General features: G+C 71.7%; 23 protein-coding genes and 1 pseudogene. 9 read left to right on the top strand and 15 right to left on the bottom strand.

Annotated elements, in window-relative coordinates:
* Positions 1-265: 265 nt before the first annotated feature.
* From OHT61_RS28955 to OHT61_RS28910, 10 genes and pseudogenes are all read right to left on the bottom strand, one after another.
* Entirely contained in the window at positions 266-1,867 is a 1,602-nt protein-coding gene (locus OHT61_RS28955; protein ID WP_329042242.1) for an ABC transporter ATP-binding protein, read from the bottom strand.
* Positions 1,864-2,673, bottom strand: coding sequence for an ABC transporter permease subunit (locus tag OHT61_RS28950; RefSeq protein WP_329042241.1), 810 nt, complete (start codon positions 2,671-2,673; stop codon positions 1,864-1,866). The genes OHT61_RS28955 and OHT61_RS28950 overlap by 4 nt, the downstream gene beginning before the upstream one ends.
* A complete protein-coding gene (locus tag OHT61_RS28945; RefSeq protein ID WP_329042239.1) occupies positions 2,670-3,623 on the bottom strand; it encodes an ABC transporter permease in 954 nt (317 codons plus the stop codon). Before OHT61_RS28945 ends, OHT61_RS28950 begins: the two co-directional genes overlap by 4 nt.
* A complete protein-coding gene (locus OHT61_RS28940) occupies positions 3,620-5,215 on the bottom strand; it encodes an ABC transporter substrate-binding protein (RefSeq protein ID WP_329042238.1) in 1,596 nt (531 codons plus the stop codon). Before OHT61_RS28940 ends, OHT61_RS28945 begins: the two co-directional genes overlap by 4 nt.
* Positions 5,216-5,430: 215 nt before the next feature.
* Positions 5,431-6,213 (bottom strand): annotated as a pseudogene (locus OHT61_RS28935) (class I SAM-dependent DNA methyltransferase); the annotation flags it as partial.
* Complete coding sequence (locus OHT61_RS28930; protein ID WP_329042237.1) at positions 6,210-7,484, bottom strand: MFS transporter; 1,275 nt, start codon at positions 7,482-7,484, stop codon at positions 6,210-6,212. The pseudogene OHT61_RS28935 and the gene OHT61_RS28930, both read right to left, overlap by 4 nt.
* Positions 7,481-8,548 carry an enolase C-terminal domain-like protein gene (locus OHT61_RS28925; protein ID WP_329042236.1) on the bottom strand — a complete coding sequence of 356 codons (1,068 nt, stop codon included), beginning with the start codon at positions 8,546-8,548 and terminating at the stop codon, positions 7,481-7,483. The genes OHT61_RS28930 and OHT61_RS28925 overlap by 4 nt, the downstream gene beginning before the upstream one ends.
* Complete coding sequence (locus tag OHT61_RS28920) at positions 8,545-9,630, bottom strand: PLP-dependent cysteine synthase family protein (RefSeq protein WP_329042235.1); 1,086 nt, start codon at positions 9,628-9,630, stop codon at positions 8,545-8,547. Before OHT61_RS28920 ends, OHT61_RS28925 begins: the two co-directional genes overlap by 4 nt.
* Positions 9,627-10,466: a Rossmann-like domain-containing protein gene (locus OHT61_RS28915; protein WP_329042234.1), complete on the bottom strand. Its 840-nt coding sequence runs from the start codon at positions 10,464-10,466 to the stop codon at positions 9,627-9,629. The genes OHT61_RS28920 and OHT61_RS28915 overlap by 4 nt, the downstream gene beginning before the upstream one ends.
* Entirely contained in the window at positions 10,463-11,719 is a 1,257-nt protein-coding gene (locus OHT61_RS28910; protein ID WP_329042233.1) for an ATP-grasp domain-containing protein, read from the bottom strand. Before OHT61_RS28910 ends, OHT61_RS28915 begins: the two co-directional genes overlap by 4 nt.
* Positions 11,720-11,931: 212 nt before the next feature.
* Here OHT61_RS28910 and OHT61_RS28905 point away from each other — a divergent pair, with 212 nt between their 5' ends.
* From OHT61_RS28905 to OHT61_RS28880, 6 genes are all read left to right on the top strand, one after another.
* Positions 11,932-12,390 (top strand): DUF5709 domain-containing protein, encoded by a 459-nt coding sequence (locus OHT61_RS28905; RefSeq protein ID WP_329042232.1) that lies wholly within the window; start codon positions 11,932-11,934, stop codon positions 12,388-12,390.
* A gap of 644 nt (positions 12,391-13,034) precedes the next feature.
* Positions 13,035-14,858 (top strand): ABC transporter ATP-binding protein, encoded by a 1,824-nt coding sequence (locus tag OHT61_RS28900; protein ID WP_329042231.1) that lies wholly within the window; start codon positions 13,035-13,037, stop codon positions 14,856-14,858.
* Positions 14,859-15,315: 457 nt separating this feature from the next.
* Positions 15,316-16,428 carry an LLM class flavin-dependent oxidoreductase gene (locus OHT61_RS28895; protein WP_329042230.1) on the top strand — a complete coding sequence of 371 codons (1,113 nt, stop codon included), beginning with the start codon at positions 15,316-15,318 and terminating at the stop codon, positions 16,426-16,428.
* Between the two features lie 212 nt (positions 16,429-16,640).
* A complete protein-coding gene (locus OHT61_RS28890) occupies positions 16,641-17,708 on the top strand; it encodes a Dyp-type peroxidase (RefSeq protein ID WP_329042229.1) in 1,068 nt (355 codons plus the stop codon).
* The gene (locus OHT61_RS28885) at positions 17,708-18,505 is read left to right on the top strand and encodes a family 1 encapsulin nanocompartment shell protein (protein ID WP_329043420.1); all 798 of its coding nucleotides are present in this window, start codon (positions 17,708-17,710) and stop codon (positions 18,503-18,505) included. Before OHT61_RS28890 ends, OHT61_RS28885 begins: the two co-directional genes overlap by 1 nt.
* A gap of 45 nt (positions 18,506-18,550) precedes the next feature.
* On the top strand, positions 18,551-19,948 hold the full coding sequence (locus tag OHT61_RS28880) for a diaminopimelate decarboxylase (RefSeq protein ID WP_329042228.1): 1,398 nt from the start codon (positions 18,551-18,553) through the stop codon (positions 19,946-19,948).
* A 331-nt stretch (positions 19,949-20,279) separates the two neighbouring features.
* Here OHT61_RS28880 and OHT61_RS28875 read toward each other — a convergent pair whose 3' ends face one another.
* A complete protein-coding gene (locus tag OHT61_RS28875; RefSeq protein ID WP_329042227.1) occupies positions 20,280-20,636 on the bottom strand; it encodes a GNAT family N-acetyltransferase in 357 nt (118 codons plus the stop codon).
* 33 nt (positions 20,637-20,669) lie between these two features.
* Complete coding sequence (gene panD / locus OHT61_RS28870; RefSeq protein WP_329042225.1) at positions 20,670-21,095, bottom strand: aspartate 1-decarboxylase; 426 nt, start codon at positions 21,093-21,095, stop codon at positions 20,670-20,672.
* Positions 21,096-21,432: 337 nt separating this feature from the next.
* On the opposite strand from panD, the gene OHT61_RS32595 reads away from it, so the two are divergent.
* Together OHT61_RS32595 and OHT61_RS28860 are read left to right on the top strand one after the other, a co-directional pair.
* Positions 21,433-21,993, top strand: a complete 561-nt coding sequence (locus tag OHT61_RS32595; RefSeq protein WP_443049567.1) for a winged helix-turn-helix domain-containing protein — start codon at positions 21,433-21,435, stop codon at positions 21,991-21,993.
* A 128-nt stretch (positions 21,994-22,121) separates the two neighbouring features.
* On the top strand, positions 22,122-22,412 hold the full coding sequence (locus tag OHT61_RS28860) for a transposase (protein ID WP_329042223.1): 291 nt from the start codon (positions 22,122-22,124) through the stop codon (positions 22,410-22,412).
* Between the two features lie 239 nt (positions 22,413-22,651).
* Here the strand turns inward: OHT61_RS28860 and OHT61_RS28855 are convergent, their stop codons facing one another.
* Both OHT61_RS28855 and OHT61_RS28850 read right to left on the bottom strand, forming a co-directional pair.
* The gene (locus tag OHT61_RS28855; RefSeq protein WP_329042222.1) at positions 22,652-23,791 is read right to left on the bottom strand and encodes an ATP-grasp domain-containing protein; all 1,140 of its coding nucleotides are present in this window, start codon (positions 23,789-23,791) and stop codon (positions 22,652-22,654) included.
* A 134-nt stretch (positions 23,792-23,925) separates the two neighbouring features.
* Positions 23,926-25,110 (bottom strand): hypothetical protein, encoded by a 1,185-nt coding sequence (locus OHT61_RS28850; RefSeq protein ID WP_329042221.1) that lies wholly within the window; start codon positions 25,108-25,110, stop codon positions 23,926-23,928.
* 827 nt (positions 25,111-25,937) lie between these two features.
* On the opposite strand from OHT61_RS28850, the gene OHT61_RS28845 reads away from it, so the two are divergent.
* Complete coding sequence (locus OHT61_RS28845; RefSeq protein WP_329042219.1) at positions 25,938-26,132, top strand: replication-relaxation family protein; 195 nt, start codon at positions 25,938-25,940, stop codon at positions 26,130-26,132.
* A 301-nt stretch (positions 26,133-26,433) separates the two neighbouring features.
* On the opposite strand, the gene OHT61_RS28840 is transcribed toward OHT61_RS28845, so the two are convergent.
* Entirely contained in the window at positions 26,434-26,961 is a 528-nt protein-coding gene (locus OHT61_RS28840; RefSeq protein ID WP_329042218.1) for a hypothetical protein, read from the bottom strand.
* Positions 26,962-26,993 lie beyond the last annotated feature (32 nt).

Genomic DNA, 26,993 nt, shown 5'->3' with positions numbered 1-26,993 from the left:
CGCCGGAGCGCGGCAGCGGCGGTACGCCGAGCTGCGGTGGTGACGTAAAGCGGGTACGACGTCGACGCGGTGCGCGCGAGGAGGGCGCGGGAGCACGGCGGACGGGCCGGCTGGGTGACCTCGGAAAGTCGCTAGCCGTGCCCGTGGAGCGCGGTACGGCGGTCTGCGAGCACACCGGGGGGTGCCTGGTGCAGGCACTTCCCACTGACGGTGGTGCGACTCATGTCGCCGAGTGTACGTCCGGAGGGAGGTGCGGGATTCCGCTTCAGGGCCGGGCGGCCGCTCCCAGCGTGCTCGCCGCTTCGAGCAGGGCGACGGTGAAGGGGTGGCGAGGTGCGGTCAGGATCTGTTCCCGTGGTCCCTCCTCGACCACCTTCCCACCGTCCATGACCACGATCCGCGCCGCCCGTGCGGCCGTGCCGAGGTCGTGCGTGATCAGCACGATGCCCGGGCCGTCCCCGTCGCGGGCGATCCCGGCGAGCAGGTCCAGCAGGGAGCGCCGGGCCACCGGATCGAGACCGGAGGTGATCTCGTCGCAGATCAGCACCCGGGGCCGGGCCAGCAGCGCCCTGGCGAGGGCGGCACGCTGCAACTCGCCACCTGACAGCCCGCCCGGCGCTCGCCGGACCGCGGCCTCGTCCAGGCCGAGGCCGGCCAGGGTCCGTCCCGCCTCCGCGGCGGCCTCGACGCGTCCCGTGCCGCGCAGGCGCACGGCCGTGCGGGCCACCTGGTCGAGGACGGAGCGGTGTCCGTCGAAGGCGGCCCGTGCGTCCTGGAACACGTACTGCACGGCCGCGATCTGCTCGCGGTCGCGTTCTCGCACGCCGTGGGGCAGGTGAGCGCCCTCGAGCCGCAACCGGCCGCTGTGGTCGCGGTGGAGGCCCGCGAGGCAGCGGGCGAGTGTCGTCTTGCCGCTCCCGGAACGGCCTACGACGGCCAGGAACTCACCGGCCCGCAGGCTCAGGCCGCCGATGTCCAGCACCCGCTCACGGGTCCCGTGGACCCGGTGATGCGCCACCAGGTCCGTCACGGACAGCACCACTTGACCGCTGGGGCGGGAACCTGCGCACGTCTCCGTCCCCGGCTCCGCGAGCAGTTCCCGGGTCCACGGACGGGCCGGCGCGTCGAGCACCCGGTGGGCGGCCCCCTGTTCCACGACGCGGCCGCCGCGCATGACCACCACCTCGTCGGCGAGTTCGCGTACGACGTCGAGGTCGTGGCTCAGGAGCAGGACGGCGATGCCCCTGGTCGCGAGCGCGCGCAGCCGGCCGACGACACGGCGCCTGGTCAGCGCGTCCTGCCCCGTGGTGGGTTCGTCGGCCACCAGGATCCGGGCGCCGGCCAGCAGCGCCTGCGCCAGGACGACCCGCTGCTGCTGACCGCCCGACAACTGGTGCGGATGGCGCCTCAGCAGAGTCTCGCCGCCGGTGATCTGGGCGTCGGCGAGGGCCGCGCCGACGCGCTGCCTCGCGGCGGCGCGACGCCGCGGGCGTGGCAGTTGCCGCACCTGCTGCCGGGCCACGTCGTACAGGAGGGCGCCGGTGCGGCGGACCGGGTTGAGGACGGCGGCCGGATGCTGGGGGACGTACCCGACCACACCTCCGTCGACCGACACCTCCCCCGTCACCCGGGCACCGGGCGGGTACTCCCCCAGCAGGGCGAGTCCGGTCGTCGTCTTCCCGCTGCCGGACGCTCCGACGAGTGCGGTGACGGTGCCGGCCGTGAGCCGGAGCGAGACCCGGTCGAGGAGCACCTTCGTGCCGACCTCGACGGTCAGGTCCGTGACGGTGGCGAGCGCGTGGTCGTGGTCCACGGGGTGGTCCCGGTCCGTGGGGCGGTTCCGGCTCGTGGGGCGGTCCTGGCTCATGGGCGACGGGGCTTCCTGTGCGGGGGACGGTTCTGCGTGGAGGCGTCGACGAGCAGGTTGGCGCCCACGGTCAGGGCGACGACGAGCAGGGCGGGCACGACGACCGCCCATGGCTGGATGAGCAGTCCGGGACGGTTGCGATCGACCATCACGGCCCAGTCGGAGGCGTCCGAGGCGACTCCGATTCCCAGGAAGGCGGCCGTCGCCACCATGTGGAGCGCTCCGGTGAGTCTGGTCCCGGCGTCGGCCGCCAGGGTGCGCAGGGCGGACCGCCCGACGTGACCGACCGCGATGCGCCACCAGCTCTCCCCCTGCATGCGCAGGGCCTCGACGGCCGGGCCGGAGGCCGCCTCGGCCGCGGCCGCGCGCACGATCCGTGCGGCGTCGGGGACGGACACGAGGGCCACCAGCAGTACGACCCCGGACGCGCCCGGCGGGAACGCGGTGGCCACCAGCAGGATCATCAGCAGCGACGGCACGGCGAGGACGACGTCCAGCGGCCGCATGAGCAGTTCCTCCAGCCACCGGCGGTGGGTGAGCGCGCTGATCAGGCCGAGCGGCAGCGCGACGAGATACGCGAGCGCGGTCGCGGCCAGGGCGACCAGGACCACGGACCGGCCGCCGAGCAGCACCTGCCGCAGGACGTCCCGTCCGACGAAGTCGGTGCCGAGCGGATGGCCCGCGCCGAGGGTGAAGGAGGCCGACCGGGCCGCGGGTTCCCCGGCGAGGAGGGGGCCCGCGAGCGCGAGGCCGAGGGGGACGGCGACCAGGACCGCGCCCGCACCGTGTCCGGCGAGCCGCTTCACGCCGCCACCGCCGAGCGCGGCGCGAACCGGTGGGTGACCAGGTCGGCGCCGAGGTTGAGCAGGACGGCGGCAAGACCGAACACGACCGCGAGGCCCTGGACGACGGGGACGTCCCGGTCGGCCACGGCGTTCATGAGGACGGTGCCGAGCCCCGGGATCACGAACAGGGCCTCCACGACGACGACACCGCACAGCAGCCAGTCCACCGTCCGGGCGAGCTGCTGGGCGGCCGGGGCGAGGGCGTTGGGCAGGGCGTGGGCGTAGCGGACGCGGGCGCCGGCGATCGCGTACCGCTCCGCCTGGGCGGTGTACGGGGCGGCCAGGGCCTCGATCATGCCCGCCCTGACCAGGCGTGCGAGCGAGCAGACCGGCCGGGCCAGCAGCACCAGGACGGGCAGCACGAACACCTCGGGCCGGGTGAGCGCTACGGGACCGTGGCCGAGGGCCGTCGGCGGGAGCCAGCCGAGCCGCAGCGCGAACACGCCCACCAGCAGAACACCGAGGGCGAACTCGGGCACGGCGTAGACGCCGAGGGTGGCCGAGCTGATCACACGGTCGGTGCACCGCCCTTCGTGGCGGGCCGCGAGGACGCCGAGGCCTACGCCGACGGGAACGAGAAGCGCCACGGTGACCACGGCGAGGAGGAGCGTGGGGGCGTACCCGTCGGCGAGGAAACCGGCCACGGGCCGACCGGAGATGAGCGAGGTGCCGAGGTCTCCGTGCAGCAGGCCGAGCACCCAGTCGCCGAGCCGCTCGTGGGCGGGCCTGTCCAGCCCCATCACCTCACTGACGGCCGCGATGCGCTGCGGGTCGGGCTGGTCCCCGGCGAAGGCGACGGCCGCGTCGCCCGGCAGGGCCTCGGTGAGTGCGAAGACCAGCAGCACGACCGCCGCCGTCTGCAGGACTCCGAGGAGCAGACGGCGGGCGACCCAGGAGCGCAGTCCGTTCACGCCAGCCAGACCTTGTCGAAGCGGGCCCAGTCCAGGGTGTTGGCGGGTGCTTCCCGCGCCACGCCGTGCAGGGTGCGCGAGGTGCCGAGGATCCAGTCGCCGAAGCCCCACACGAGGAAGCCGCCCTCGGCGTGCAGCCGGCGCTGCATCCGGCCGTAGAGTGCGGCCCGGCCGGCTTCGTCCTTCGTCGACTGGGCCTGCCGGTAGAGGGCGTCGAAGGCCGCGTCGTGCCACTTGGTGGCATTGGTGGTGGAGTCGGTGAGCAGCCGCTGGGAGATGTGGGTCTCGATCGGCATGGCTCCGGACCGGTAGCAGCACAGGGTTCCCGAGTCCAGGACGTCCTTCCAGTAGGAGTCCTTGCTGCCCGTCCGCACGGTGACGGCGACGCCTGCCCCGGCTGCCTGGTCGCGGAGGATTCCGGCGGCCTCGGTGAAGCCGGCGGCGACGGCGGAGGTGTCGAGCGTGACCTCCAGGCCTTCCGCGCCCGCCCGCTTCAGGAGGTGGCGCGCCCGTCCGATGTCCTGTTCGCGCTGCGGGAGTTCGTCCGCGTAGTACTCGTACCCCCGGCCGAAGAGGTCGTTGCCCACCTCCCCCGCACCTGACAGTGCCCCGTCCACGAGTTCCCGGCGGCCGGCGATGTGGAAGAAGGCCTCGCGGATCCGCGGATCGTCGAAGGGCGGACGGTCGGTCTTCATGGCGAATGCCTGCATGGCGCTGTTGCGCAGCCTGACGATGTCGATGGCTCCCGACCTCTCGTGGGCGCGGCCGGTGGCCGGGGCGAGCTCGTGGGCGTATTCGATCTGGCCGCCCAGGAGGGCGTTGATCCGGGCGGATTCCTCGTTGGCCACGAGGAGTTCGAGCTCGTCCAGGTGCGGGGCGCCGTCCCAGTGGGTGTCGTTGCGCCGCAGGAGGGTGGACCGGCCGGGCGCGAACGAGACGAGGCGGAAGGGCCCCGTACCGACGGGCTTCCGGTCGAAGTCGGTGGCTCCTTCCTGGACGACGAAGGTGCCGAACGCGGCCATCACGTTGGGGAACTCGGCCGTCGGTCGCTTGAGTACGAACTCGACGGTCCGCTCCCCCGTCGCACGGCTGGCGGTCAGGTCGACGGGTTCCAGGGAGGCCCGGGCCCGGAACGCCTTGCGCGGGTCGGCCATCCGGCGGTAGCTGTACAGGACGTCGGCCGCGGTGAGCGCCTTTCCGTCATGGAACTCCGCCGGGCGCAGGGTCACCGACCAGCGGTCGAGGGCGCTGTTGGGCTCCCAGGTCTCGGCGAGCCTGGGCACGGCGGAGAGGTCGGCGCCGTAGTCGGCGAGCTTGTCGAAGAGCGCCTTGCCCCGGGCCGCGTCCGCGAAGAGGTTGCCCAGGTGGGGGTCGAGGGTCTCGCTCGCGCCGCCGCCGGCGAAGGCGGCCCGGAGCCGTCCGCCGCGCCGGGGGATGCCGGCGCCCTTGCCCGTCCCCGGTCCGGCGGCACCCGGCCCGGAACATCCGGCGAGTGCCAGTGCGCCGAGACCGGCCGCTCCCCCGGCTGCGGCGAGGAGGCCGCGGCGGTGCAGGCCGGGGAAGGTGGGGTGTCCGTCTGCCGGTGTGCTCATGGCTGTTCTCCTGTTGCGGGTTCTGTGGGCGGTGTGAGGGGTGTCCCGGTCGCCGGGGCACGGGAGGGGCGCGGGCCTGGCCTTCCGGAGGCCGGGGGTGCCCCGGCCTCCGCGGGTTCGCCATACGTCGAGGGCTGCCCGGACGTCGCGGGTGGGTGCGGGGGCGCGGGTACAGCCGGTGGCACGGGTGAGCCCGGTGGCACGGGGTTCCCCTGCTTTCTGGCGACGAGGTGGAGCCGGTCACCGTCGGCGGTGCTGCCCGGTTCGTCGCCGGGCCGCCAGGGCGGCTCGGTGCGGGGGCCGGGTCCGTCGTGCAGGGCGAGGACCTCGAAGCCGTGGAGGTCGAGGAAGTGCCGCAGTTCCTGCGGCAGGAGCAGCCGCCACGCGGAGTGCTCCTCGACGGGCGGGGCGCCGTCGTCGGTGGTCCAGTCACGTCTGCGCCGCAGCAGCTGGGCGGCGCGGTCGACGCGCAGTGCGGTGGTCGAGGTGTAGGTGGTGCCGAGCCGGGTGAAGCGGGAGACCGCGGGCACGGCGGGAGGCTCGTCGCGGCCCAGGAAGTACGCGCCGTTGCGGATCTCCGCGATCAGCAGACCGCCGGGAGCCAGGGCGCGGCGGCAGGAGGCCAGGCAGCCGTCGAGCTGCCCGTTCGTGTGGCAGTACAGCAGCGAACTGTCGAGGCAGACCACGGCGTCGAAGGCACGTGCACCGAGGTCGAAACCGCGGAGGTCGGCGCGGACGTAGTCCGGTCCGGGGTGGCGCGCGCGGGCATGGGCGAGCATGGCGGGCGAGAGGTCGGCGGCGGTGACCCGGCGTCCGGCGTCGTGGAGCCATGCGGCGTCGCGGCCGGTTCCGCAGCCCAGGTCGAGCACGGTGGGGCCGGCGCCGTACCGTCGCAGGAGGTCCTCCGCCCAGCGTCCGGCGAGGCGTTCGGGGTCGGGGAACCTCGCCTCGTAGAGCTCCGGCCGGTCGGTGAGCAGGTTGTCCGTCCGGGGTTTCATGCCGTCACCGCCACGGGTGCGCGCCGGGTTCGCGGGAGGGTTCCGGCGCGGTGCAGCCAGGCCACCCCGGCGGCGGAGTCGAGTCCGGTGGTCAGGCAGCAGACCCAGGGGAGCAGCGCGCGGAGCGTGCTGTCCGCCCCGCTCTCACCGGCGATGTCCATGGTCCAGCCGACGGCCGTGTTGCCGAGGGCCGCCGCGATACCGGAGACGGCGTAGAAGACACCGAAGTACGTCCCCGTCAGGGCGGGCCTGCCGAAGGCGGGGATCAGTTCCATCACGAAGGGCTGCGCGGTCATGACGCCCAGGTGGAGCAGCAGCGCTCCCGCCAGTACGGGCAGCACGCGCAGGACCGGCCCGGGGGCGCCGTCGCCGGGGCCCGCCGTGGTGACGAGCATCGGGGGCACGAAGGCCAGCCCCATCAGGACGAGCCCCGCGACGATCCACCGCCCTCCGGCTCCCCGCGCCTTCAGCGAGCGGGTGATGCGCAGTTGCAGGGTGATCCCCGCGACGGTGCCGACGACGAACACGAGTCCGGCGGCGCCGTCCCAGCCGGTCGCCTGCCGGGCTCCGTCGGGCAGTAGCAGATAGAGCTGGCTCTCCAGTGTGAACATGCCGACCATCGCCAGGGCGAAGGCGAGGAAGCGGCGGTTTCCGAAGACCTCCCGCCAGTCGGAGGTCACGCTGCCGGTGGCCGGAACCGCGTCCCCGGCGGGAAGCACCAGGGCCTGGGCGCAGGTGAGGAGGGCGAAGATGCCCGCGGCGGTGAGGGCGGCGGCACGGAAGTCGACCAGCAGCAGCGCACTGCCCAGGAGTGGGCCGGCGAGGGCGCCCGTGGTCGCGAACACGTTGAAGAGGGCGAACGCCTCGGCTCTGCGCTCCCCGGACTCCTGGGCGAGGAAGGTGCGTACGGCGGGGTTGAAGAGAGCGCCGGCCACCCCGCTGAGCACCGAGGCGGCGAGCAGGACGGGCAGCCCGTCGCCGAGTGCGAAGAGGGCGAAGCCTGCCGTGCGTATCGCGCAGCCGGCGATGATGACGCCGCGGGCCCCGAGCCGGTCGGCGGCGGAGCCGCCCAGGAGGAAGAGGCCCTGCTGGCTGAGCGTGCGTACGCCGAGGACGACACCGACGGTGGCCGCGGACAGGCCCAGGTCGTCGCCCAGGTGGGTGGCGAGGTAGGGGATGAGCAGGTAGAAGCCGGTGGTGACGCCGAGTTGGTTGACCAGGAGCAGCCGGATCGCGAGGGGGAGGCCGCGTATCTCGTGCAGGATCCTCATGAGGCCTCGCTCCACGTCCGGGTGTCGTCGTGGGGCCGTACGCCGAGGCCGGGCAGCCCGGTGGCCCGGACGGAGCCGTCGTCGCCGCCGATGCCCGTCCACGGGTCGTGGGCGAGCAGGAGGTGCCCGTCGAGATCGGCCCAGCGGGCGCGGTCGGCTATGTGGACGGCGGGCGCGATTCCCAGGGTGCTGGCGGTGAGGCAGCCGAGCATGAGGTCGGTGCCGCTGCCCTCGATCAGCGCGGCGATGCGCAGAGCGGCGTGCACGCCGCCGCACTTGGCGAGCTTGACGTTGATTCCGTGGACCCGTCCGGCGAGGCGGCGGGCGTCCTCGTGCGTGACGGCGTCCTCGTCGGCGATGACGGGCAGGGGTGAGCGGGCCGCGAGCCGGGCGAGGGCTTCGGGGTCTCCGGGGGCGACGGGCTGTTCCACCGCTTCGATGCCGAGGTCGGCGTACCGGGGCAGGAGCCTCCTCGCATGGCCCACCGTCCAGGCCCCGTTCGGGTCGAGGAGGAGCCGGGCCGCCGGTGCCGCGGCGCGGACGGCGCGCACCCGGTCCAGGTCGGCCTCGTGGTCCGGGTCCCCCGCCTTGATCTTGAGGACGGAGAAGCCCGCGTCGGCGAGCCTGCGTGCCTGGGCGGCAGCACGGCCCGGCGAGGTGATCGAGATCGTGCGGGCGGTGGCGGCCCTCGGGGGCACGGACGAGCCGAGGAAGCGGTGGACGGCCGTGGCGGCGCGCTTGCCCACCAGGTCGAGCAGCGCCGCCTCGGTCGCCGCGGTCACCGCTGCCGGGGTTCCGGTCGGGCCGAGTTCGCCGGTGCGCAGGGCGTGCAGTGCGGTCTCGGGACCGGCGAAGCGTGCCAGCCGCTCGCCGGTGCGGGCCGCGAGGCGTTGCAGGGTGGGGGTGTCGAGTCCGTAGAAGCGGCTGGTGACGGCCTCGCCGTGACCGCGCAGTCCGTCGTGTTCGACGGTGAGCCACACGGCGTCGCGGGCGGCCATGGTGGACCGGGAGATGCGCAGCGGCTCGGTGAGGGTCAGCCGCACGGTGCGCTGGGTGAGTTTCACGGCTGTCCTCCCGGGTGTCCCGCCGATGGGTCGGTGACGGTGGTGCACCTGGCCCAGCCACCGGCGTGCGCGGCGCGTGGGTGCGGGATGTCGACGGGCTCACCGGCGGCGAGGCGGGGGTCCAGGTGGTGTGCGGCCGTGAAGTCGTCGTCGTAGACGCTCCCGAGGTAGCGGTGCGGTCCGTCCGGGAACACGGTGGCGACGGCCGCCCCGGGGTGGGAGGCGGCGGCCCAGGCCGCGACCCGCGCGACGGCGCCCGTGCTCCATCCGCCGCTGACGAAGTTGCCGCGTGCGAGGCGCCGGCAGGTGTCGACGGCCTCGGCCGGTCCGATCCAGTGCACCTCGTCGAAGACCCGGTGGGCGACGTTCCGCGGGTGGATGCTGCTGCCGAGTCCACGCATCAGGCGGGGGGCGGCGGCCTGCCCGAAGATGGTCGATCCGGTGGAGTCGACGGCGATGAGGCGCAGGGCCGGCCAGTGCCTGCGCAGCGGCCCGGCGATCCCGGCGCTGTGCCCGCCGGTGCCGACGCTGCAGACGAGGATGTCGAGGTGGTCGAGCTGGGTGGCCAGCTCGGCGGCGAGTGAGGCGTAACCGGCCGTGTTGTCGGGGTTGTTGTACTGGTCGGGCCAGTACGCCCCGGGGAGGCGCCCGAGGAGGTCGTGCAGCTTCTCCAGGCGGGCGCCCTGCCAGCCTCCTTGGGCGGCAGGCGTGTCCACCAGTTCCAGACGGGCGCCGTGGGAGCGCAGCAACCGGCGCATGGAGGGCTCCAGTTCGGTGTCCCCGACCAGCACGACGGGGTGTCCGAGCGCCTGTCCGGCGAAGGCGAGGCCTATCCCGAGGGTTCCGGAGGTCGATTCCACCACCGGTGCGCCGGGGAGGAGTTCGCCGCGTTCCTCGGCGCCCAGGAGCATGGAGACGGCGGCCCGCGCCTTCATGCCGCCGACGGCGTGCCCTTCGAGCTTGGCCCAGAAGCCGGGGTGGCGACGGGGCAGGGCGGTGGTGATCCTGGCCAGCGGGGTGCGGCCGATGAGCGCGAGCAGTTCGCGGTTGGGTGCGAGGGCGGGCAGGAACGCCGTGGTCACGGGGTGCCTCCGTCGTCCGCACGGTAGCGGTGGACGACGGAGGGTCCGCCGTCGAGCCAGAAGAACGGATAGGGCTCCGCGCAGACGGCGGTCACGCCGGCACCCAGGAAGCGGGGCAGTACGGCGCTGCCGGTCTGGGCGAACATGACGAGGGGTCTGCCGTGGTCCAGCGCCCGGCGGCGCAGCGGGTCGAAGGTTCCGTTGCCCAGGGTCATGCCGGAGGCCAGCACCGCGTCGCAGCGCCCGATCCCGGCGAGCGCGTCCGTGGCCACGGGCTCGCCCCACTCCGTGGAGCCGCCCTTCAGGTCGCACGGGAGCGCCGTGCACCCCCGGGAACGTAGCTCGGCCAGCAGGGAGTTGACGACGCCCACGACCAGGACGACGGCGCCGGGCGCCGGGTCCAGCAGATCGACGACGGCGGCGGCCCTGGCCCGCGACCGGTCGAGCGAGCTTCCGGAGGGCACGGTCACCGGCTCGGCGCCGGCGGCGCCGGTGTGCGGCTGTACGTCCATCAGGTAGGCGTCCAGTGCCGCGACCCGGACCGGCAGCAGCGGGTGGGCGAGGAGCGCGGCGACGTCCGCACCGGCACACTCCTCGGCGGTCCCGGCGGGAAGTGCTCCCGGTTCCACCGAGCAGGAGCCGACGGCGCTGCCGACGCGCAGGCTGAGGACCTCGTTGCGGTATCCGCCGCGCCGCCCGTCGTGCCGGACGGCCTGGGCCGTGGTGAAGGCGACGGTGACCTTGCGGGTACGGGGCGCCGGGCCGGCCCTCCCGGCCGACACCTGGTCGATCAGGCCGTCGAGAGACGCGGCGGGAGTGCGGGTCGCGTTGCTCATGCGCTCACCAGCCGGGGGTGCAGTCCGGCGAGCAGCGCCTCGACGTGGCGGCGGGCGCCGAGTCCGGCGGCGTCACCCGCCATGACGTGCCCCAGGTAGCCGTTGTTGCTCCGGGCGGCTTCCACCGTGCGGCCGGCTTCCGCGAGTTGCACCTCCAGCACTCCTGCGGCGTCGCGCACGCCGTCCGCGCCCTCCACCGAGGCGAGGGTGCCGGCGGCCTCGGGGACGAGGAATCCGATGGCGGCACTTCGCAGTCCGGTGTCGGACCGGCGGAGGTCGGGTGCCCGCCCGAGAGCCACGTCGGCACATGCGGCGGCGAGGTCGATTCCCGTGACGTGGCGGACCAGCTCGGTGATGCGGTTTCCGGCGGGGCGGGGGTTGACCTCCACGACACGGGGGCCGTCCGCCGTCAGCTTGATCTCGGTGTGCGCGACGACGGTGTCGAGACCGAGCGCCGCTCCGGCGCGGACCGCCGCGTCCGCGGCGGCCGCACGTTCGCCGCAGGGGAGGTCGGCCGGGAACATGTGCCCGGTCTCGACGAAGGCGGGGGCCCTGCCGACGCTCTTGTCGGTCACTCCGACGACGTGGGTGACTCCCCCGAAGGTCACCGTCTCCACGCTCACCTCGGGGCCCGGCAGGTACTCCTCGATCAGGATGTGAGGGGTACGCCGCTGGCCTCTGGCGTTGACCGGGAAGTCCGCCAGCGCGCGGCAGGCGGCGGCGAGCTGCGCGCCGTCGTCGGCCCGGCGTACGAGCATGCCTCCGCACAGGTCCACCGGCTTCACGACCACGGGGTAGCCGATCCCGGTGGCGGCGGCGAGGGCGTCCGCCTCGTCCGCGCAGACCGCGAACCGCGGCCCGGGCACACCTGCGGCCGCGAGGACCTGCCGGGTCGTGTCCTTGCGGCAGGCGTTCTCCATCGCCTCGGGGGCGGGGCCGGGGAGGCCGAGACGGGCGGCGATCCGGGCCACTGCGGGCAGGTAGTAGTCACAGGACGTGATCACACCGTCGAAGGCGAGCGCTCCGTGCAGGCGCTCGACCAGCGGAAGCAGCGTCGCGATGTCGTTGGTGGGCGCCGTGACGACGTTACGCGCGGTGAGCAGCGGGTGGTCCTTGCCCTCCGGCGCTCCCCGGAGGTAATGCATCAGATCACGGGTGAGGAAGGTGAAGTGGTGCCCTCCCTCCCCCAGGGTCCGCGGCAGCAGTCTGCTCATCGAACCGACCCAGCTCTCGACCACCAACAGGTGAGGCATGAACTCCCCCTTCTCACAGTGCATTCGGGTACGCGGGCATGCGGAGGCCACCCGTACGGAGGGAGTCCGGCCCGACCTCACACACGTTATCGACAATCGTTTTCATTGTCATCTGAAACGGTGTCACTCACGCGGGGAAACTGCTTCCGTTGCGCCTGCCGCCCGACCGGAGTGGAATGACGTAGAGGGGCACCCGGAGGAAGGGGCACGCCATGACGGACAGCGACCGGGGGGACGACGTCTACCAGCCGCAGGAGCCGGAGGCCTCGGACCCGGACGACCTGCTGGACGTGGAGGACACGCTGGACACCTCCGGGATCACCGACGTCCTGGACGAGGGGTACTCCCCGCCGGAGCGGCCCTGGGCGGTCGACGACAAGGGCACGACGGCCGCGGAGCAGCAATCGGGCGAATCCCTCGACAGCCGCCTGACCAGGGAGGTTCCGGAGACCTCGGACACCGGCGACGGCATCGGCGACCTCGAGGACGGCGACGGGGAGCCCTACGACCTCGAAGTCGGCACCGACCGGGCGGGCCGCCTCACGCAGGAGGGCGACGGGCACGTCGCCTCCACCCTCACCGCGCAGGACGTGGGGATCGACGGCGCCGCGGCCTCGGCGGAGGAAGCGGCCATGCATCTGATCCCCGAGGAGGAGGATCTGTTCGGCTGAGGGCTGCCCCGCCGTCCGTGGTGGATCAGCGCGCGGTCACATGCGGTGCACCGCACGGCGGAGGACCGCATCCGGGACGCGTTCCGGCGCCCCGACGACGCGGCGAGGTGCCGTAGCGGTCGTCGCGAGCCCGCCAGGGATGACGGGACAGCCCTTGGGGCGGGCCTGGCCCCCGGTCGCGTCGCGCCGGGATTCCGCCACCCGCCGAGGTGCGGGACGCGCCGGGATTCCGCCACCCGCCGAGGTGCGGCAGGCCCTCACAGACCTGCTCCGGGCCTGAATCCCTGTGGCCGCTTTGAGGGGGTCCGCCTCCGAGCGCCCGCCCGTCCGTGCGGCCCGCGCCGTCCGCCCCGTAGGACCGGCGCGAGCCCCGCAGGCATGCACCGCGAGTGCCGTCCTGAGACTCCTGACGCGGCGCACCGGGTGGTGCGGGGGCGCGCGGCCGACGAGGCCGAAACGCACCGGTGTACCCCGAAAACACTTGGACGCCGGACACACGGTCACGGAAGACTTTCTCCCCCGGACACCTCGCCGCGCACGCGGCACGAGCGCATGTGCCCGGTGGTTCGCCACGCCCCCGGGGCGGAGGCCGGCCACCGTGGCGGGGTCCGGCGCAACTGCCCGCGCAACGACACGAGGTCGGCATGGGATCGCAGCACGCACAGGGCACCGGGCCGGACAGGGGCCCGGTCCGGCTCGCACTCCGTCACTACCTGAACGAACTGTCCCGCCAACGAGGGCTGTCGGTTCCGGCTCTCCTGCTCCCCGCACTCGGCAACATCGGGATCACCTACGTCGCCCCGCTGGTCGTCGCCAAGCTGGTGGGCCGCATCGCCGAGGACGGGGCCATCGGCTTACACGACGCGCTCCCCTACGTCGGGGTGTTCGCCGGGGTCCTGCTCCTCGCGGAGACCCTGTGGAGGCTGGGTCTGCACTGCCTGAACCGGGTCGACGCCCGCGGCATCGAGCACCTGTACGTCACCGGCATGGACGCGTTGTTCGCCAAGGACGCGTCGTTCTACCAGGACAACTTCGCCGGCTCCCTGACCAAGCGGGTGCTGAGTTTCGCCGCCCGCTTCGAGGAGTTCGTCGACACGCTGACCTTCAACGTCGTGGGGAGCCTGGCACCGCTGCTGTTCGGCACGGTGGTCCTCTGGCACTACGACCCCCTGCTGGTCGCCGGTCTGCTGACGATGATCGTCCTGACCGCGTTCTGCGCCGCACCCCTCATCCGTCGTCGGCAGCGGCTGGTCAACGAACGCGAGGAGGCCATCGCACGGGTCTCCGGGCACGTGTCCGACGCCCTGATGAACATGGACACCGTCCGCGCGTTCGCCGCCGAGGAGCGGGAGGCCGCCGAACACCGGTCCCGGGTCGCGGAGTCGCGCAGACTGACCCTGCGCTCCTGGGACTACGGCAACCTCCGGATCGACACGCTGGTCGCCCCCATGTCGGTGCTGACCAACGGTCTCGGTCTGCTCCTCGCCGTCTCGTTCGCCGCGGGCGGGGGCAGCGTGGAGGCGATCGTGGTCGCGTTCACCTACTACACCGGTTCGACACGCATCATGTTCGAGTTCAACCAGATCTACCGGCGGCTCGAAAGCTCGATGACGGAGGCGGCGCAGTTCACCGAACTGCTCGTGGAACCGCCCACCGTGCTGGACCCGCCGGCCCCCGAAGCGGTCCGTCCGGGATCTGCCGACGTCCGCTTCGAGCACGTCGGCTTCGCCCACGCGGGAAGCCGGCCGATCTTCGATGGGCTCGACCTCGACGTGCCGAGCGGGACGCGGCTCGGTCTCGTCGGACGTTCGGGTGGCGGCAAGACCACGCTCACCCGGCTGCTCCTGCGCATGGCCGACGTCCAGTCGGGGCGCATCCTGATCGGGGGTCAGGACATCAGCAGGATGCGCCAGTCCGACCTGCGGAGCCTGATCGCGTACGTACCCCAGGAACCGGCGATGTTCCACCGCACGCTGCGTGAGAACATCCTGTTCGCCCGTCCCGGAGCCACCGACGCCGAGATCCGCGCTGCCGCCGACGCGGCGCACGTCACGGAATTCGCCGATCACCTCCCCGCCGGCTTCGACACGATGGTCGGGGAGCGCGGCGTCAAGCTGTCCGGCGGGCAGCGCCAGCGCGTGGCCCTGGCCCGGGCGATCCTGCGCGACGCTCCGGTCCTGCTGCTGGACGAGGCGACGAGCGCACTGGACTCGGAGAGCGAGACCCTCGTGCAGCAGGCCCTGTGGCAGCTGATGGAGGGCCGGACCGCGCTGGTGGTCGCGCACCGGCTGAGCACGGTCGCGGCGATGGACCACCTCATCGTCCTCGACCACGGCAGCATCGTCGAGCAGGGGACGCACCACGAACTGCTGCTCACCGACGGCGCCTACGCCAAGCTCTGGCACCACCAGTCCGGCGGCTTCCTCGTCGACACGGCCGCGGTCCAGCAGGCCGCCGCCGCCGAATAACTCCGCCGTCCGCGCTGCCCCCGGCCCGACGAGGGCCGGGGGCAGCCGCGTTCCGCGAGAGCACGGGGGGCTCATTGACAATCCGGAGGGCCGCACCGAGACTCGATCGCATGACCGAGGTTCAGCCCCTTCCCAGCGAGCGCTGTCCCGACCTCGTCCGCGCCTCCGGCGCCGGGTGTTGACCTTCACCCCACCCCTGCACGCGGCCCCGTCCGCCCATCCGTACGTCCGCCCCACGGTCGCGTCCTGACCGTGCACGGCTGTGTGCCACCGGGCCGCCGGTCCCGTGACGCGTCCAGCCCGTACCCCGGAGTCCCCGACCGGACACGGAGGTACGGCAACGGCTCCTCCGCTCCGCGGTCGGGGCCCCGGCGGGGACCGCCCCCGCGCCTCCTCAGCACCGGCGGCCCGGCCCGCGTCGCTCCGGCCGGGGCCCGAGCAGTGATCGGAAGACACGATGAGCCCGAAGTTCCTCTGGTACGTCCCCAACACCGTCGAGCCGGGGCACCGCGGCGACGACACGGTGTCCGGCTGGGGGTCCGCCGAGTACTCCACCGACCTCGCCCGCACGGTGGAGGCGCACGGCTGGAACGGCGCCCTGATCGGCACCGGGTGGGGGCGGCCCGACACCTTCACGGTCGCCACCGCCCTGGCGGCCCGGACCACGACGTTCGAGCCGCTGATCGCGATCCGTCCGGGCTACTGGCAGCCCGCCCAGCTCGCCGGTGCGGCGGCCACCCTCGACCAGCTCAGCCGGGGGCGCGTCCTCCTCAACATCGTCAGTGGCCGGGACGACCCGGGTGCGTACGGTGACACGAACACCGATCCGGCGGCGCGGTACGCCCGTACCGAGGAGTTCATGCACCTTCTGCGGCGTCTGTGGACCGAGGAGGACGTCACGTACACCGGTGCGTACTTCCAGGTCACGGGCTCGACCGTCGCACCGCGCCCCTGGGTGGGCAACGGCCGGCACCACCCCACGCTCTACTTCGGCGGCGCCTCCCCGGCCGCCGAGCGCGTGTCGGTGGCCGAGGCGGACGTCCAGCTCTTCTGGGGCGAGCCCCTCGACGGCATCGCCGAACGCGTCGACCGGCTAAGGGCGTTGAGCGAGCGCGACGGGCGCCGTCACCGGCCGTTGGAGTTCGGCCTGCGGATCACCACGCTGGTGCGTGACACGGCCGAGGAGGCGTGGCGGGCCGCGGAGGAGAAGGTGGCGGAGATGGCCCGCACGGACGGGGTGCACTGGGCACCGAACCAGCGGGACGCGGTCGGGCAGCAGCGGCTCCTCGGCCTCGCCGCCCGGGGCGAGGTGCTCGACACCTGCCTCTACACCACCCCCGGCAGGTTCGGCGGCGGCGGAGCCGCGACCACCTGGCTGGTCGGCTCCCCGGACGAGGTCGCGGCCTCGCTGGAGTCCTATCGCAAGCTCGGGGTCACCCACTTCATCCTGTCCGACACCCCCTACAAGCAGGAGATCGCCCGCGTCGGCGCCCATCTGCTCCCCAGGCTCCGCGAAGCGTCCGCACCGGGGGTGCCGCATCAGCCGTCGGACGGTCCCGGCGGGACGTGAGCCGCCCGTCCGCCGGCCCGGCCCGCCGACGGGGCGCGACTCCCCGATCCGGTCGTCTCCCCCACCGCCGGCCCACACCGCGAGGGCGCGCCGGCCAGGTCGACGAGTCCGGCTGTCGCGGGGTAGCCCGTCCGGACCGGCGCGGGATGCGGCCCGGGCCGTGGTGTGCGTAAGTGGCAGGGAGTTTTGTCCACCACCCACGGAGTGCGCGCATGTCCGAGGCAGTACCGGACCCGGTCGTCGTCCAGCCCGTCGTCGCGCCGCTGACCAGCGCCGCACTGGTCCTGGTCGCGACGATCGAGCCGGGCGGCGAGCCGGCCGTGCGGGACGTCCTGCCGGACCTCGCGGCGTTCGCGCGGTCGGTCGGATTCCGGGTGCCCGGCGCGGGCCTCGCGTGTGTGACGGGCTTCGGCTCCGACGCCTGGGACCGGCTCTTCGCGGGCCCCCGGCCGGCGCACCTCCACCCCTTCCAGGAGTTGCGGGGTCCGCTGCACCGTGCTCCGGCCACGCCGGGTGACCTGCTGTTCCACGTACGGGCCGAGCGGATGGACGTCTGCTACGAGTGGGCCTCGCACCTCCTGGACCGGCTGACCGGCGCGGTGAAGGTCGTCGACGAGGTCCAGGGCTTCCGCTACTTCGACCACCGGGACCTGCTCGGCTTCGTCGACGGCACGGAGAACCCGGTCGGTGACGACGCGCGCAGGGCCGCGGTCGTCGGGCCCGAGGACCCCGGCTTCGAGGGCGGCAGTTATGTGATCGTCCAGAAATACCTCCACGACCTGCCCGGCTGGAACCGGCTCGCCACGGAGGAGCAGGAACGGATCATCGGCCGCACGAAGTTCTCCGACATCGAGCTCGCCGACGACGTGAAGCCGGCCGACTCGCACGTCGCCCTGAACACCATCACGGACGCCGACGGCACCGAACACGACATCCTGCGCGCCAACATGCCGTTCGGCAGCTTCGAACAGGGCCAGTTCGGGACGTACTTCATCGGGTACGCGGCCGACCCCGGCGTCACCGAACAGATGCTCCGCAACATGTTCCTGGGCAGTCCGCCCGGTACCCACGACCGCATTCTCGACTTCTCGACCGCCGTCACCGGCACCCTCTTCCACGCCCCCAGCGCCGACTTCCTCGACTCCCCTCCGCCACCGCCCTCACCCGTCGCGGCCGAGGCCGCGCCCGAACCGCGGGCCGACGCGTCACGGCCCTCGGACCGGGCGGCGGTGCACGACGGTTCGCTGCGCATCGGCAGCCTGCAAGAAAGCGCCCCGTGATGAACAACCTCCACCGTGAACTCGCACCCGTCACCGAATCCGCCTGGGTCCAGATCGAGGAGGAGGCCCGGCGCACGTTCAGCCGGCATGTCGCGGCCCGCCGGGTCGTGGACGTGACCGACCCGCAGGGCCCCGGGTTCTCGGCGGTCGGCGACGGGCACCTGCGCGACATCGACCCGCCCACCCCCGACGTCATCGCCCGCGCCCGCACCTCCACCCCCGTCATCGAGTGGCGGGTGCCCTTCACCGTCTCCCGGGCGGCCGTCGACGACGTCGAGCGGGGCTCGGAGGACAGCGACTGGCAGCCCGTCAAGGACGCCGCGCGGACCTGCGCGTTCGCCGAGGACATGGCCGTCATCGACGGATACGCGGCAGCGGGCATCACCGGGCTGCGGGACGGTTCCTCGCACGCCCCGCTGCCGCTGCCCGCGGACGCTCGCGACTACCCGGCCACGGTCAGTCAGGCACTGACCCGGCTGCGCCTCGCCGGCGTGGACGGACCGTACCGGCTGCTGCTAGGCGCCGAGGCCTTCACCGAGGCGACCGAGACGTCCGACCACGGCTACCCGGTGGCGACCCACCTGGCCCGGATCCTGGAGGACCCGATCCTGTGGGCACCCGCCGTGTCCGGCGGTGTGCTGCTGTCCACCCGGGGCGGCGACTTCGAACTGTGCCTGGGCCAGGACCTCTCCATCGGGTATCTGGACCACGACGCACGGAACATCCGGCTCTACTTCCAGCAGGCTTTCACCTTCCGGATGCTGACCCCGGAGGCAGTCGTCCCGCTGATCGCCTGAGGGCGCACGCCGACCTGGGAGGCTCCCATCGACGAGACCCGCCGTATGCCACCGGACCCCGTGCCCTCCCGGGACACGGTCCACGCTCAGCGCTCCACGAGGTTCGCCGAGGCGCTCCGCCTGGCCGTCGCGGAGGGGATGCTCGGTGAGACGCGGCCCCTCGCGGGGTTCCTCGACGCGGACGGGGTGCGCGCCTCGGTCGCCTCACTGAGGGACGCGTTCGCGACGGAGCCCCGTGTGCGGGTGCTGCACACCTTCGCCGCCAAGGCCGCCTCCCTGGTCCCCGTGCTGAGGCTGCTCGCCGACTGCGGCATGGGGTGCGAGGTGGCCGGGCCCGGCGAACTGCGGCTCGCGTTCGAGGCCGGTTTCCCTCCCGAACGCATCGTCCTGGACTCACCCGCGAAGACCCGCGACGAACTCCGCCTGGCGCTGGCCCTCGGTGTCGCGGTGAACGCGGACAGTTTCGGCGAGATCCGCCGCATCGACGGGCTCCGCTCCCCCGGCTCGGCCTCCGTCCTCGGGCTGCGGGTGAATCCGCAGGTCGGAGGAGGTTCCATCGGTGCCATGAGCACGGCGACGCCGACGTCGAAGTTCGGCGTGGCCCTGCGCGACCCGGGCGCCCGCGAGCAGGTCGTGCGTACGTTCGCCGAGCGGCCCTGGCTGACCCGGCTGCACGCCCACGTGGGATCCCAGGGCTGCCCCCTGGAGCTCATCGCGGCGGGGATCGCCGAGACGTACGCCCTGGCCGAGGAGATCAACGGGGCCCTGGGCACGCGCCGGATCACCGGGATCGACATCGGGGGCGGGCTGCCCGTCAACTTCGACGACGACCGGACCCGGCCGCTGTTCTCCGAGTACGTCGCGGCCCTCCGCACGTCCGTACCGGGGCTCTTCGACGGGCGGTACGACCTCGTCACCGAGTTCGGCAGGTCCCTGCTCGCGAAGAACGGCTTCATCGGCGCCCGGGTGGAGTACACGAAGGACGCGGGCGGGCGCCGCGTCGCACTGACCCACGCGGGGGCGCAGATCGCCACCCGGACCGTCCTGATGCCCGACGCCTGGCCTCTCAGGATCGGCGCGTTCGACGCGGAGGGCCTCCCCCGGAACGGGCCGACGATGGTGCAGGACATCGCGGGGCCGTGCTGCTTCGCCGGTGACGTGGTGGCCCACGCCCGGGAGCTGCCGGAACTCCGGGAGGGCGACTTCGTGGCCCTCTACGACACGGGCGCGTACTACTTCTCGACCCCGTGGGCGTACAACAGTCTCCCCCGGCCGGCCGTGTACGGCTTCGCCGGGGAACCCGGCGCCCTGCGCTTCGCACCGGTGCGCGACGCGCAGTCCCTGGACTCGGTGGCCGCGGAGAGCGGCCTGGGCCACGCGGAGGCGCTGACCGCGCTCTTCGGCCCGGCCGGGGAACTCCAGGAGCCGGCCGAGAACCCCTAGGCGGGCCCACCCGCGGGCTGGGGCGAAGGCTCGGGCTCGGGCACCGGGTCGGGATTCGGGCCCGGCGGCTGCGGGATCGGGTCCGGCGCCGGACCGGGCGGGACCGGGCCCGGCGGCACCGGCGGCGGGGAGGGCACCGGTGTGGGCGGCCCCGGCACGGGCGGCGGCGTCGGCGCGGGCGGTACGGGATCGGGATACGGGTGCGTCATGTCGTGCCTCCAAGTGCATCGGACAGGACGAGTGGATCTCCTCTCCACCGTCTCCCCGTGCGGCTGCCCTCGCCTGCCGAGTCCACACGTACCCACCCCCGGACGGCACCCGGAGGCATGCCTCAGAACATCTCCCGGTGCGCTCCGAGCTGCAGTCCGGCGCTCCGCACGAGCTCCTGGGAGACCTGCGGAGCCTGCTCGGGGTGGCGGCGGGCCCATTCGGCGGCGTAGGGGCACAGCGGCACGACCGGCACCCCTTCGCGGGCCGCCATGGAGTAGAACTCACGCACGAGGGCGCTGCCGATGCCTCGGCCTCCGTACTGCGGCTCCACGACGGTGTGCACGGCCACGAGGGCGCCTGGCCCGGGGTCCATCACGAAGTACGCGACGACCCCGGCGGCGACACCGTCCAGGTAGGCCACCAGTCTGCCGCTCTCCCGGTCGTCCCGGATGTCGACCGCGGCACGCTCTGCTGCCATGGGGAAGCTCCTCGCTGCTGCGCGAGGGGCCGATCAGCCCCTCGCGGGAACGGCGTGCGGACTGCGCTCGGTACGCGACCCCGGCACCGGCGCGGACGCGTCGGTGCCCAGCTCGACGATGCGGTTGCCGGCGTCCACGTGCACGACCTTCGGCACCAGCGCACGCGCCTCGGCGTCGTCGACCTGGGCGTAACTGATGAGAATGACCAGGTCACCGGGGTGCACGAGGTGGGCGGCGGCGCCGTTGATCCCGATGACGCCGGAGCCGCGCTCGCCCTCGATGACGTAGGTCTCCAGCCGCGCGCCGTTGTCTATGTCCACGATATGCACCAGCTCACCGGGCAGCAGGTCGGCGGCGTCCATCAGATCGGCATCGATGGTCACGGACCCCACGTAGTGCAGGTCGGCCTGGGTGACTGTGGCCCGGTGGATCTTGGACTTGAATATCGTTCGTAGCATTGAGGTGCTCCTGGGCGTAGGCTCCCTGCCTGCGTTTTTGCAGGTCAAGTGCTGTTTTCACACTCTACAACGATTCGCATGTCCGGGCAGCTTTCCCTAGGTTTTTCAGGACTCATGCTGACCACTTGCTGACTTTTCTGACGCAGCATCAGACAACGACAGAGGCCTCGCCCGCCCCCTGGCCTCTACCTCGACGACCCTTGCAAGCGTGCGCAGCGCCCCCTCAAGAGCACTCGTGATCAGCGTCACCTCGACAGCAGGACGACGGCTCTGACGCTCACGGCCCACATCTCCGCAAGAAGCTTCGAGACGGCGAGGCCATCTACTGATTCTTTTCGTGAGTTCGGTGGGTGTGGTGGCCACGTGGGTGGGAGGCTGTCGGGGTGGCTTATCAACCTTCTCCTTTGATTGCCGGCCCTTCCCTTCCTCCATTGTCGCGGCCTCAGTTGGCGGAGGCCCGTCGTGTTCGGGCAGTCGAGTTGTTCGAGGACGGGGTCTCGAATGCGGACATCGCGAGGGCGGTGAGGTGTGTGCCGAGACTGTGCGGCGTTGGCGGCGGATGTGGGAGCAAGGCGGTGCTTCGGCCCTGCGGCGACGGGCAGCCACCGGACGGCCACCCAAGCTGGACGACACCCAGGTCGAGACGATCCGGGCTGCGTTGGAGCAAGGTGCCCAGGCTCATGGTTTCGAGGCCGACCTGTGGACCCTGGAACGAGTCGGCGCGGTCGTCACCCGGGCAACGGGGGTGGTGTTGTCGAGGGCGTCGGTGTGGCGGCTGCTGACCAGCCGGCTCGGATGGAGCCTGCAACGGCCCGAGCGACGGGCGGTCGAGCGGAACGAGTCGGAGATCGCCCGTTGGATCGCGCATGAGTGGCCGCGCATCAAAAAGGGGCCGTGAACACACGTGCCTGGATCGTCTTCCTCGACGAATCAGGCGTCTCCCTACTCCCTCAGATCCGCCGCACCTACTCGCCCCGAGGGCGCACTCCGCTCCTGCGGCACCGCCTGAACTGAAAGCGCGCGTCGATGGCCGGGGCCTCGGGTTACCACTCCACCGACCCTGATCGTGGGGCGCGCCTGTGCTTCCACCTCAAGCCCGGCAGCTACGACACCGCCGGAGTCATCGAGGTCCTGGAGCAGATGAAGGTGTTCTACCGCGGCGAGCGAGTGGTCCTGGTCCGGGACGGCCTGTCCGCCCACTGGAGCCGGGCGATGCGGGCCTGGGTCGCCGAACAGGACTGGCTCACCCTGGAGCGATTACCCGCCTACGCTCCCGAGCTGAACCCGGTGGAACTGCTGTGGTCCTCGCTCAAGTAGCGCGAACTCGCCAACCTCGCCGGCGACCACCTCGCCGATGTCGCCGACGCTACCGAGCAAGGCGTCCACCGCATCAACGCCAACCCCCGACTGCCATGGTCATTCCTCGCCCACACTGGCCTGACCATCCACCCACCACACCCACCGAACTTACGAAAAGATCAGTAGGACGACGTCCAGCCTGCCGCGCCCCGGCCTCGCACGAAGGAGGCCAGGGCGCGGCGCTATGTTGCCTGCCGCTACACCGAGTTCGTGGCCGGGTCCGGGTGCCCGTCCGTGTCGACTTCGTACATGCCTGCGCCGTCGAGATAGCGCACTGTGTTGAGGTCCCGCCTCAGGATGGCTTCCACGGGGTGCCGGAGGGTCAGGGTTGCCGGGTACTCCAGATCCCATGTCGTGGGGACGATCGGATCGCCGGGCTTCACGTTGAGGTTGAGGTCGTTGAAGGTGTCCAGCGCCTTGATCTCGTCGAGAGCGCAGTAGCGGACCAGTCGGCCGGCGACTGGCGATGCGAGTGCCGCCCAGGCGAACGCTGCTCGGCGCCGGTATGCCGATCCTGCCCGGGCCATGAAGCGCTGCGGCCTGACATATGCATCAGCAGACCATTCGAGTTGGCCCTCACCTATGAGATCCGCGACGTAGTAGGGGAGCCCGGATGCACGGGCGGCGGCTTCGACCAGGCGCGGACCGTCGGGTGTCAGCTTGATCTCTACGTGCGCCGCACCATAGCGGATGCCCAGCCCGTCAAGCACTTCACGGGCGAAGGGCACCAATTCGGGAACTACGGGGTCGTCGGAGCCGAGGAGTATCTGGGCGACGACCAGGTCTCGGACACCGTTGAGGCTGATGCGGTCCGTGCTCCACACGTCGGTGACTTGGTGCACGCCGTCGCAGCTGGCGGTGTTGACGATGTATTCCGCACCGACGAGATACTCCTGGGCGACCACCTCGGTGATCGGTTCTCCCAGGACGGACGTGCGGTCTCTGACGGCCTCCAGCGCGGCAACCGCCTCTTCCGGGCGATCACAGAATCGGACTCCTTCGCCGGCCCCGCTACGCAGCGGTTTGACCACGATGGTGCCCCCGGACAGGGCGTGCCAGGCGTGCAGTTCCGTTGCGTCACTGGTCCGGATCTGTCGCATGGCGGGGATGCCCAACGATCGGAGCCGTTCGATCTGTGTGTACTTGTCGCGGCGAGCCGCGCTGAGCGCGGTGCCGTTCGTCGGTAGGCCTAGCCGTTCGGAAAGCGCGTCGGCGAGCTCCACCCCGGATTCACGACCGGGCAGCACCGCGCGCGGCTGCAGTATCGCCAGCCGCTCCGCAAGGTCTTCGAACTCACCTTCGTTGACGAGGATGTGGCTGAACCTGGAGGTGTCCACGGGAGAGACCGCAGGCAGAGGCGCGACCGTGCTCCTGATGTGGATGACTTCGCCACCCATGGCACTGAACGCGTCCGTGTATCGGAAGCTGGTTGCGTAGGCATCGACAACGGCCACTCGGAATGTTGACATCGTCAGTTCGCCCTTCCGTCTGTGGGCGTCTGTCCAAGAGATGCGACGCTGCGGTGTGCCTCCAGCAGTCGGTAGACCGAGTTGACGAGCACGTTGTGGACGCTGAAGCCGGATGTACCCGGATTCTGGTCGTCGAGGATGTCTGCTTCCCCGGTCTGCCGCGCGATGCCCTTCTTGGTGACCACGCTCCCGGCCGGGAATGCCTCCGGGATCGTCTTGCGGGTGACGCCGAGATGCACCATGCGGAAGTCCGCGAACTTGTCGATGACATTCAGCAACGTGGCGGTGGCATCGTCGTTGAGCTTCAACCGGCCGTCGAGAACCGCGTCGACAACGTTGTCCCCCTTCCTGGACGTCTCCCGCCATTCCGCGATCAGCGGGCGGGACCAGTTCGGGAAGTAGGCCATCGACTGGTCGAGATAGACCTCGTACTCCGTCGTCGGCGCGAGGAGGGCCAGCTCCAGCAGCTGAACGCTGGGCATGAAGGCCCCGCTCGCCCCTCGTGGGCCGCCCGGATGCCCCATGTGGTACTGGCGGAACGAGTTGAACGCGTCCCTGGTGAGCTTGCTGTACTGCGCCATGTACAGCCTGAACTCTTCCAGGCCTCGCAGGACCCCGCCCAGCGTCTCGGTCGCATCCACGCTGTCTGGCTCCTGGAGCAGTGTGCACAGCAGGCCGAAAGCGGACCGCACAGTGGGCTCAGACAGATGGTGCCCCAGGTAGAAGTCCCGCTCCAACCCGCCGAGCTCACCCTCGGTGAACACGCGCATGTCGCCGCTCCGGTGCCATTCACCCGCGTTGACATCGATCAGCAGCTCGTAGCTCATGTGGGGATCGAGCGAGGGGAATCGTGCGCACTGCGCCGCTACAGCGTCCGACAGGTGGCGCGGCACTGCTCCCGGCCCCCCGGGAAGGAACCCATTGACCATGAAGAGCAGATCGAGTTGGATCACCTGCGCCACAGCAAGGTCGTCGACACGCAGAGCGTGCGGCTCAAGGGAGGACAGAAGCTGCCCCTGCCTGTCCGCGAGTTCACGGTACGTCATGCGGCCTGCGGCAACTGCGCTCAAATCTGCCGGCAGAGCATCGAGTACGTAGGAGCGAAGGGGCGACGCAACCGAGACATCAGCACTCACCGCACCTCTCGGCGGGCCCCCCAGCCCGGTGAACAACTGGTCCTTCTTCACTTCTTCTCCAGCTACTTCGGACAGACTCGCCGCACCACCGGGGATTGGGCGTGTCGACAGCGCCTGGAACGCGCGCCTTCACAACCAGGGAACCAGCAGCGCCCACGAGTCACGCTGCTGACGCAACGTCATATAGAAAGACGAAGTCGGATGTGTATAGGTTCACGTGCCACCAACATGCCGAAGGGCAGATGGCCCCCGCTGGCCCGGCCGGGCAACGGCACAACACCCTGCCTGACACACCCACAGACCCGGGCGGAACGGGACTACGGGTACAGGGCGACCCGGCGGACCCCAGGCCAGCGGCCCGCCGCACAGCCCCGTCACGGGGCCGTCGGACGGCTAGGGGCCGACACGCGTATCCATCGCGCCGCCGCCGGCTCCCCGGTCGAAACCGACCTCTTCCCCACGGCTATCGCGTGGCAAAGAGGTGTCCCCGCCCGACAGAGGCTTGCCCACCGGGGATGACCCGCGAAAACGAGCGGTGTCCGATTTGGGAAGTCCACACCTCCGGTAGTAACTCCGGTGCAATCCCGAAACCGCCTATGCAGCCGCCTACGGGAGCAACCCCCGCTCTGCTCAGCGGAGGAAGCGGAAGAGGCCGTTTCTCCCGGCCTCTTCCCGGTCTTCCTCCGCGGCGAGGGCCGCGGCGCCCTCCTGCTCGCGCCTCTGATGCTGGTGCAGACGCTGCAGTCGCTGCCTGGGGGCCGGGTCTCCCAGTCGTCGTCCGGCCAGACTTCGCGGCCGCAGGTCGGGCACGACCACGCTGCCGCCTCCCTCCGGCGCTCGGCCTCTTCCTCCTCCTGACGCTCACACTCCACCTACGCATGGCGCTCAAGACGGCGCTGCTCATCGCGAACGTCAGTCTGCGCGCCAACGCGGTGCTGACCGCCCCTGAGGACAGGGTGCTGGTGACGTTCGTGGAGGTCGACAACCACACCGAACCCGCCGCCGTCGTCGCGAGGAAGATCGAGAACTACCGCCGGTTCTTCCAACGCACCGACAAGGACCACCAAGCGTAGACGTGCCGTTCTGGTCGACCCAGTGGGACGACTCACCCCGCGACGGCTACCGCCCCTGGCTTTGGTCTTCGCGAAGAACGTCAGCCCCGACGCCGCCGTGAACCGGATGAAGAGCATCCATGACCTGTCCACCCCCTATTCACGAGCAGACTCCCTGATGGGATGTGGGTGATACCCGCTCATGGTGGCGGCGTCCAACGTTTTGTGACAGGTAATCACGTGTGCCGGTCATCCCCACATCGAATCTGGGGCCGCGCGCCGACCTGGGCCGGCACGCCCCGGTGTCCCGGGCCGGTGAGCACTACAGGTCTCCGGGCTCAGCCGTCTCGACGAAGCGGATGATGCTGCGTCGGACGTGGTCTAGGAATTGCGGCAGGTTGTCGGCGACCTTGTCGAAGTCAGCATCGTCAAGAGACGCGGTCCGTGACCGGTGGATCGCACCACCCCGGTCGGCGACGTAGGAGATGCCTCCTCCATCCGAAGCGATCACGATCCCGTGAGGGTCGTCCGCTTCCGGCACGAAGACCGGGCCTTCCTCCGCGAGCCGGCGCAGGACATCGTCCGCCGAGTGGATGAAGTAGCCGTTGCCCACGTCCGGCAGGACGACCTCGTCGATCGCCTCGTAGAACGTCAGCAGATCCTCGAATCCCCGGAGCTCCCGATCAATGGCAGGGGTAACGGAATCCTTCCGGCCGGCGATCCGGACTTCGTTCGCGCCCGGCTCATAGCCGTACCGCTCCTCGAACGTCGAAACCATGCAGCTCAGCGCGCCCGTGACCTCGCCGGACCAACGAGCCGGCCACGCCGCCGAGTACGAAAGCTGCTCCATGGGCCCGGATCATGCCACGGCCGCCAGCAGCA

The organism is Streptomyces sp. NBC_00178 (assembly GCF_036206005.1).
Classification (GTDB): Bacteria; Actinomycetota; Actinomycetes; order Streptomycetales; family Streptomycetaceae; genus Streptomyces.
This window is presented reverse-complemented; position numbering and strand designations above follow the sequence as displayed.

Bases quoted from the DNA above. Each gene is read 5' to 3' on its own strand.
- OHT61_RS28845 (WP_329042219.1), top strand. From the start codon at position 25,938: ATGGCGCTCAAGACGGCGCTGCTCATCGCGAACGTCAGTCTGCGCGCC.
- OHT61_RS28955 (WP_329042242.1), bottom strand. From the start codon at position 1,867: ATGAGCCAGGACCGCCCCACGAGCCGGAACCGCCCCACGGACCGGGAC.
- OHT61_RS28860 (WP_329042223.1), top strand. From the start codon at position 22,122: ATGGCCGGGGCCTCGGGTTACCACTCCACCGACCCTGATCGTGGGGCG.
- OHT61_RS28930 (WP_329042237.1), bottom strand. From the start codon at position 7,484: ATGAGGATCCTGCACGAGATACGCGGCCTCCCCCTCGCGATCCGGCTG.
- OHT61_RS28895 (WP_329042230.1), top strand. From the start codon at position 15,316: ATGAGCCCGAAGTTCCTCTGGTACGTCCCCAACACCGTCGAGCCGGGG.
- OHT61_RS28880 (WP_329042228.1), top strand. From the start codon at position 18,551: ATGCCACCGGACCCCGTGCCCTCCCGGGACACGGTCCACGCTCAGCGC.
- OHT61_RS28875 (WP_329042227.1), bottom strand. From the start codon at position 20,636: ATGGCAGCAGAGCGTGCCGCGGTCGACATCCGGGACGACCGGGAGAGC.
- OHT61_RS28905 (WP_329042232.1), top strand. From the start codon at position 11,932: ATGACGGACAGCGACCGGGGGGACGACGTCTACCAGCCGCAGGAGCCG.
- OHT61_RS28940 (WP_329042238.1), bottom strand. From the start codon at position 5,215: ATGAGCACACCGGCAGACGGACACCCCACCTTCCCCGGCCTGCACCGC.
- OHT61_RS28840 (WP_329042218.1), bottom strand. From the start codon at position 26,961: ATGGAGCAGCTTTCGTACTCGGCGGCGTGGCCGGCTCGTTGGTCCGGC.
- OHT61_RS28890 (WP_329042229.1), top strand. From the start codon at position 16,641: ATGTCCGAGGCAGTACCGGACCCGGTCGTCGTCCAGCCCGTCGTCGCG.
- OHT61_RS28900 (WP_329042231.1), top strand. From the start codon at position 13,035: ATGGGATCGCAGCACGCACAGGGCACCGGGCCGGACAGGGGCCCGGTC.
- panD (WP_329042225.1), bottom strand. From the start codon at position 21,095: ATGCTACGAACGATATTCAAGTCCAAGATCCACCGGGCCACAGTCACC.
- OHT61_RS28910 (WP_329042233.1), bottom strand. From the start codon at position 11,719: ATGCCTCACCTGTTGGTGGTCGAGAGCTGGGTCGGTTCGATGAGCAGA.
- OHT61_RS28885 (WP_329043420.1), top strand. From the start codon at position 17,708: ATGAACAACCTCCACCGTGAACTCGCACCCGTCACCGAATCCGCCTGG.
- OHT61_RS28915 (WP_329042234.1), bottom strand. From the start codon at position 10,466: ATGAGCAACGCGACCCGCACTCCCGCCGCGTCTCTCGACGGCCTGATC.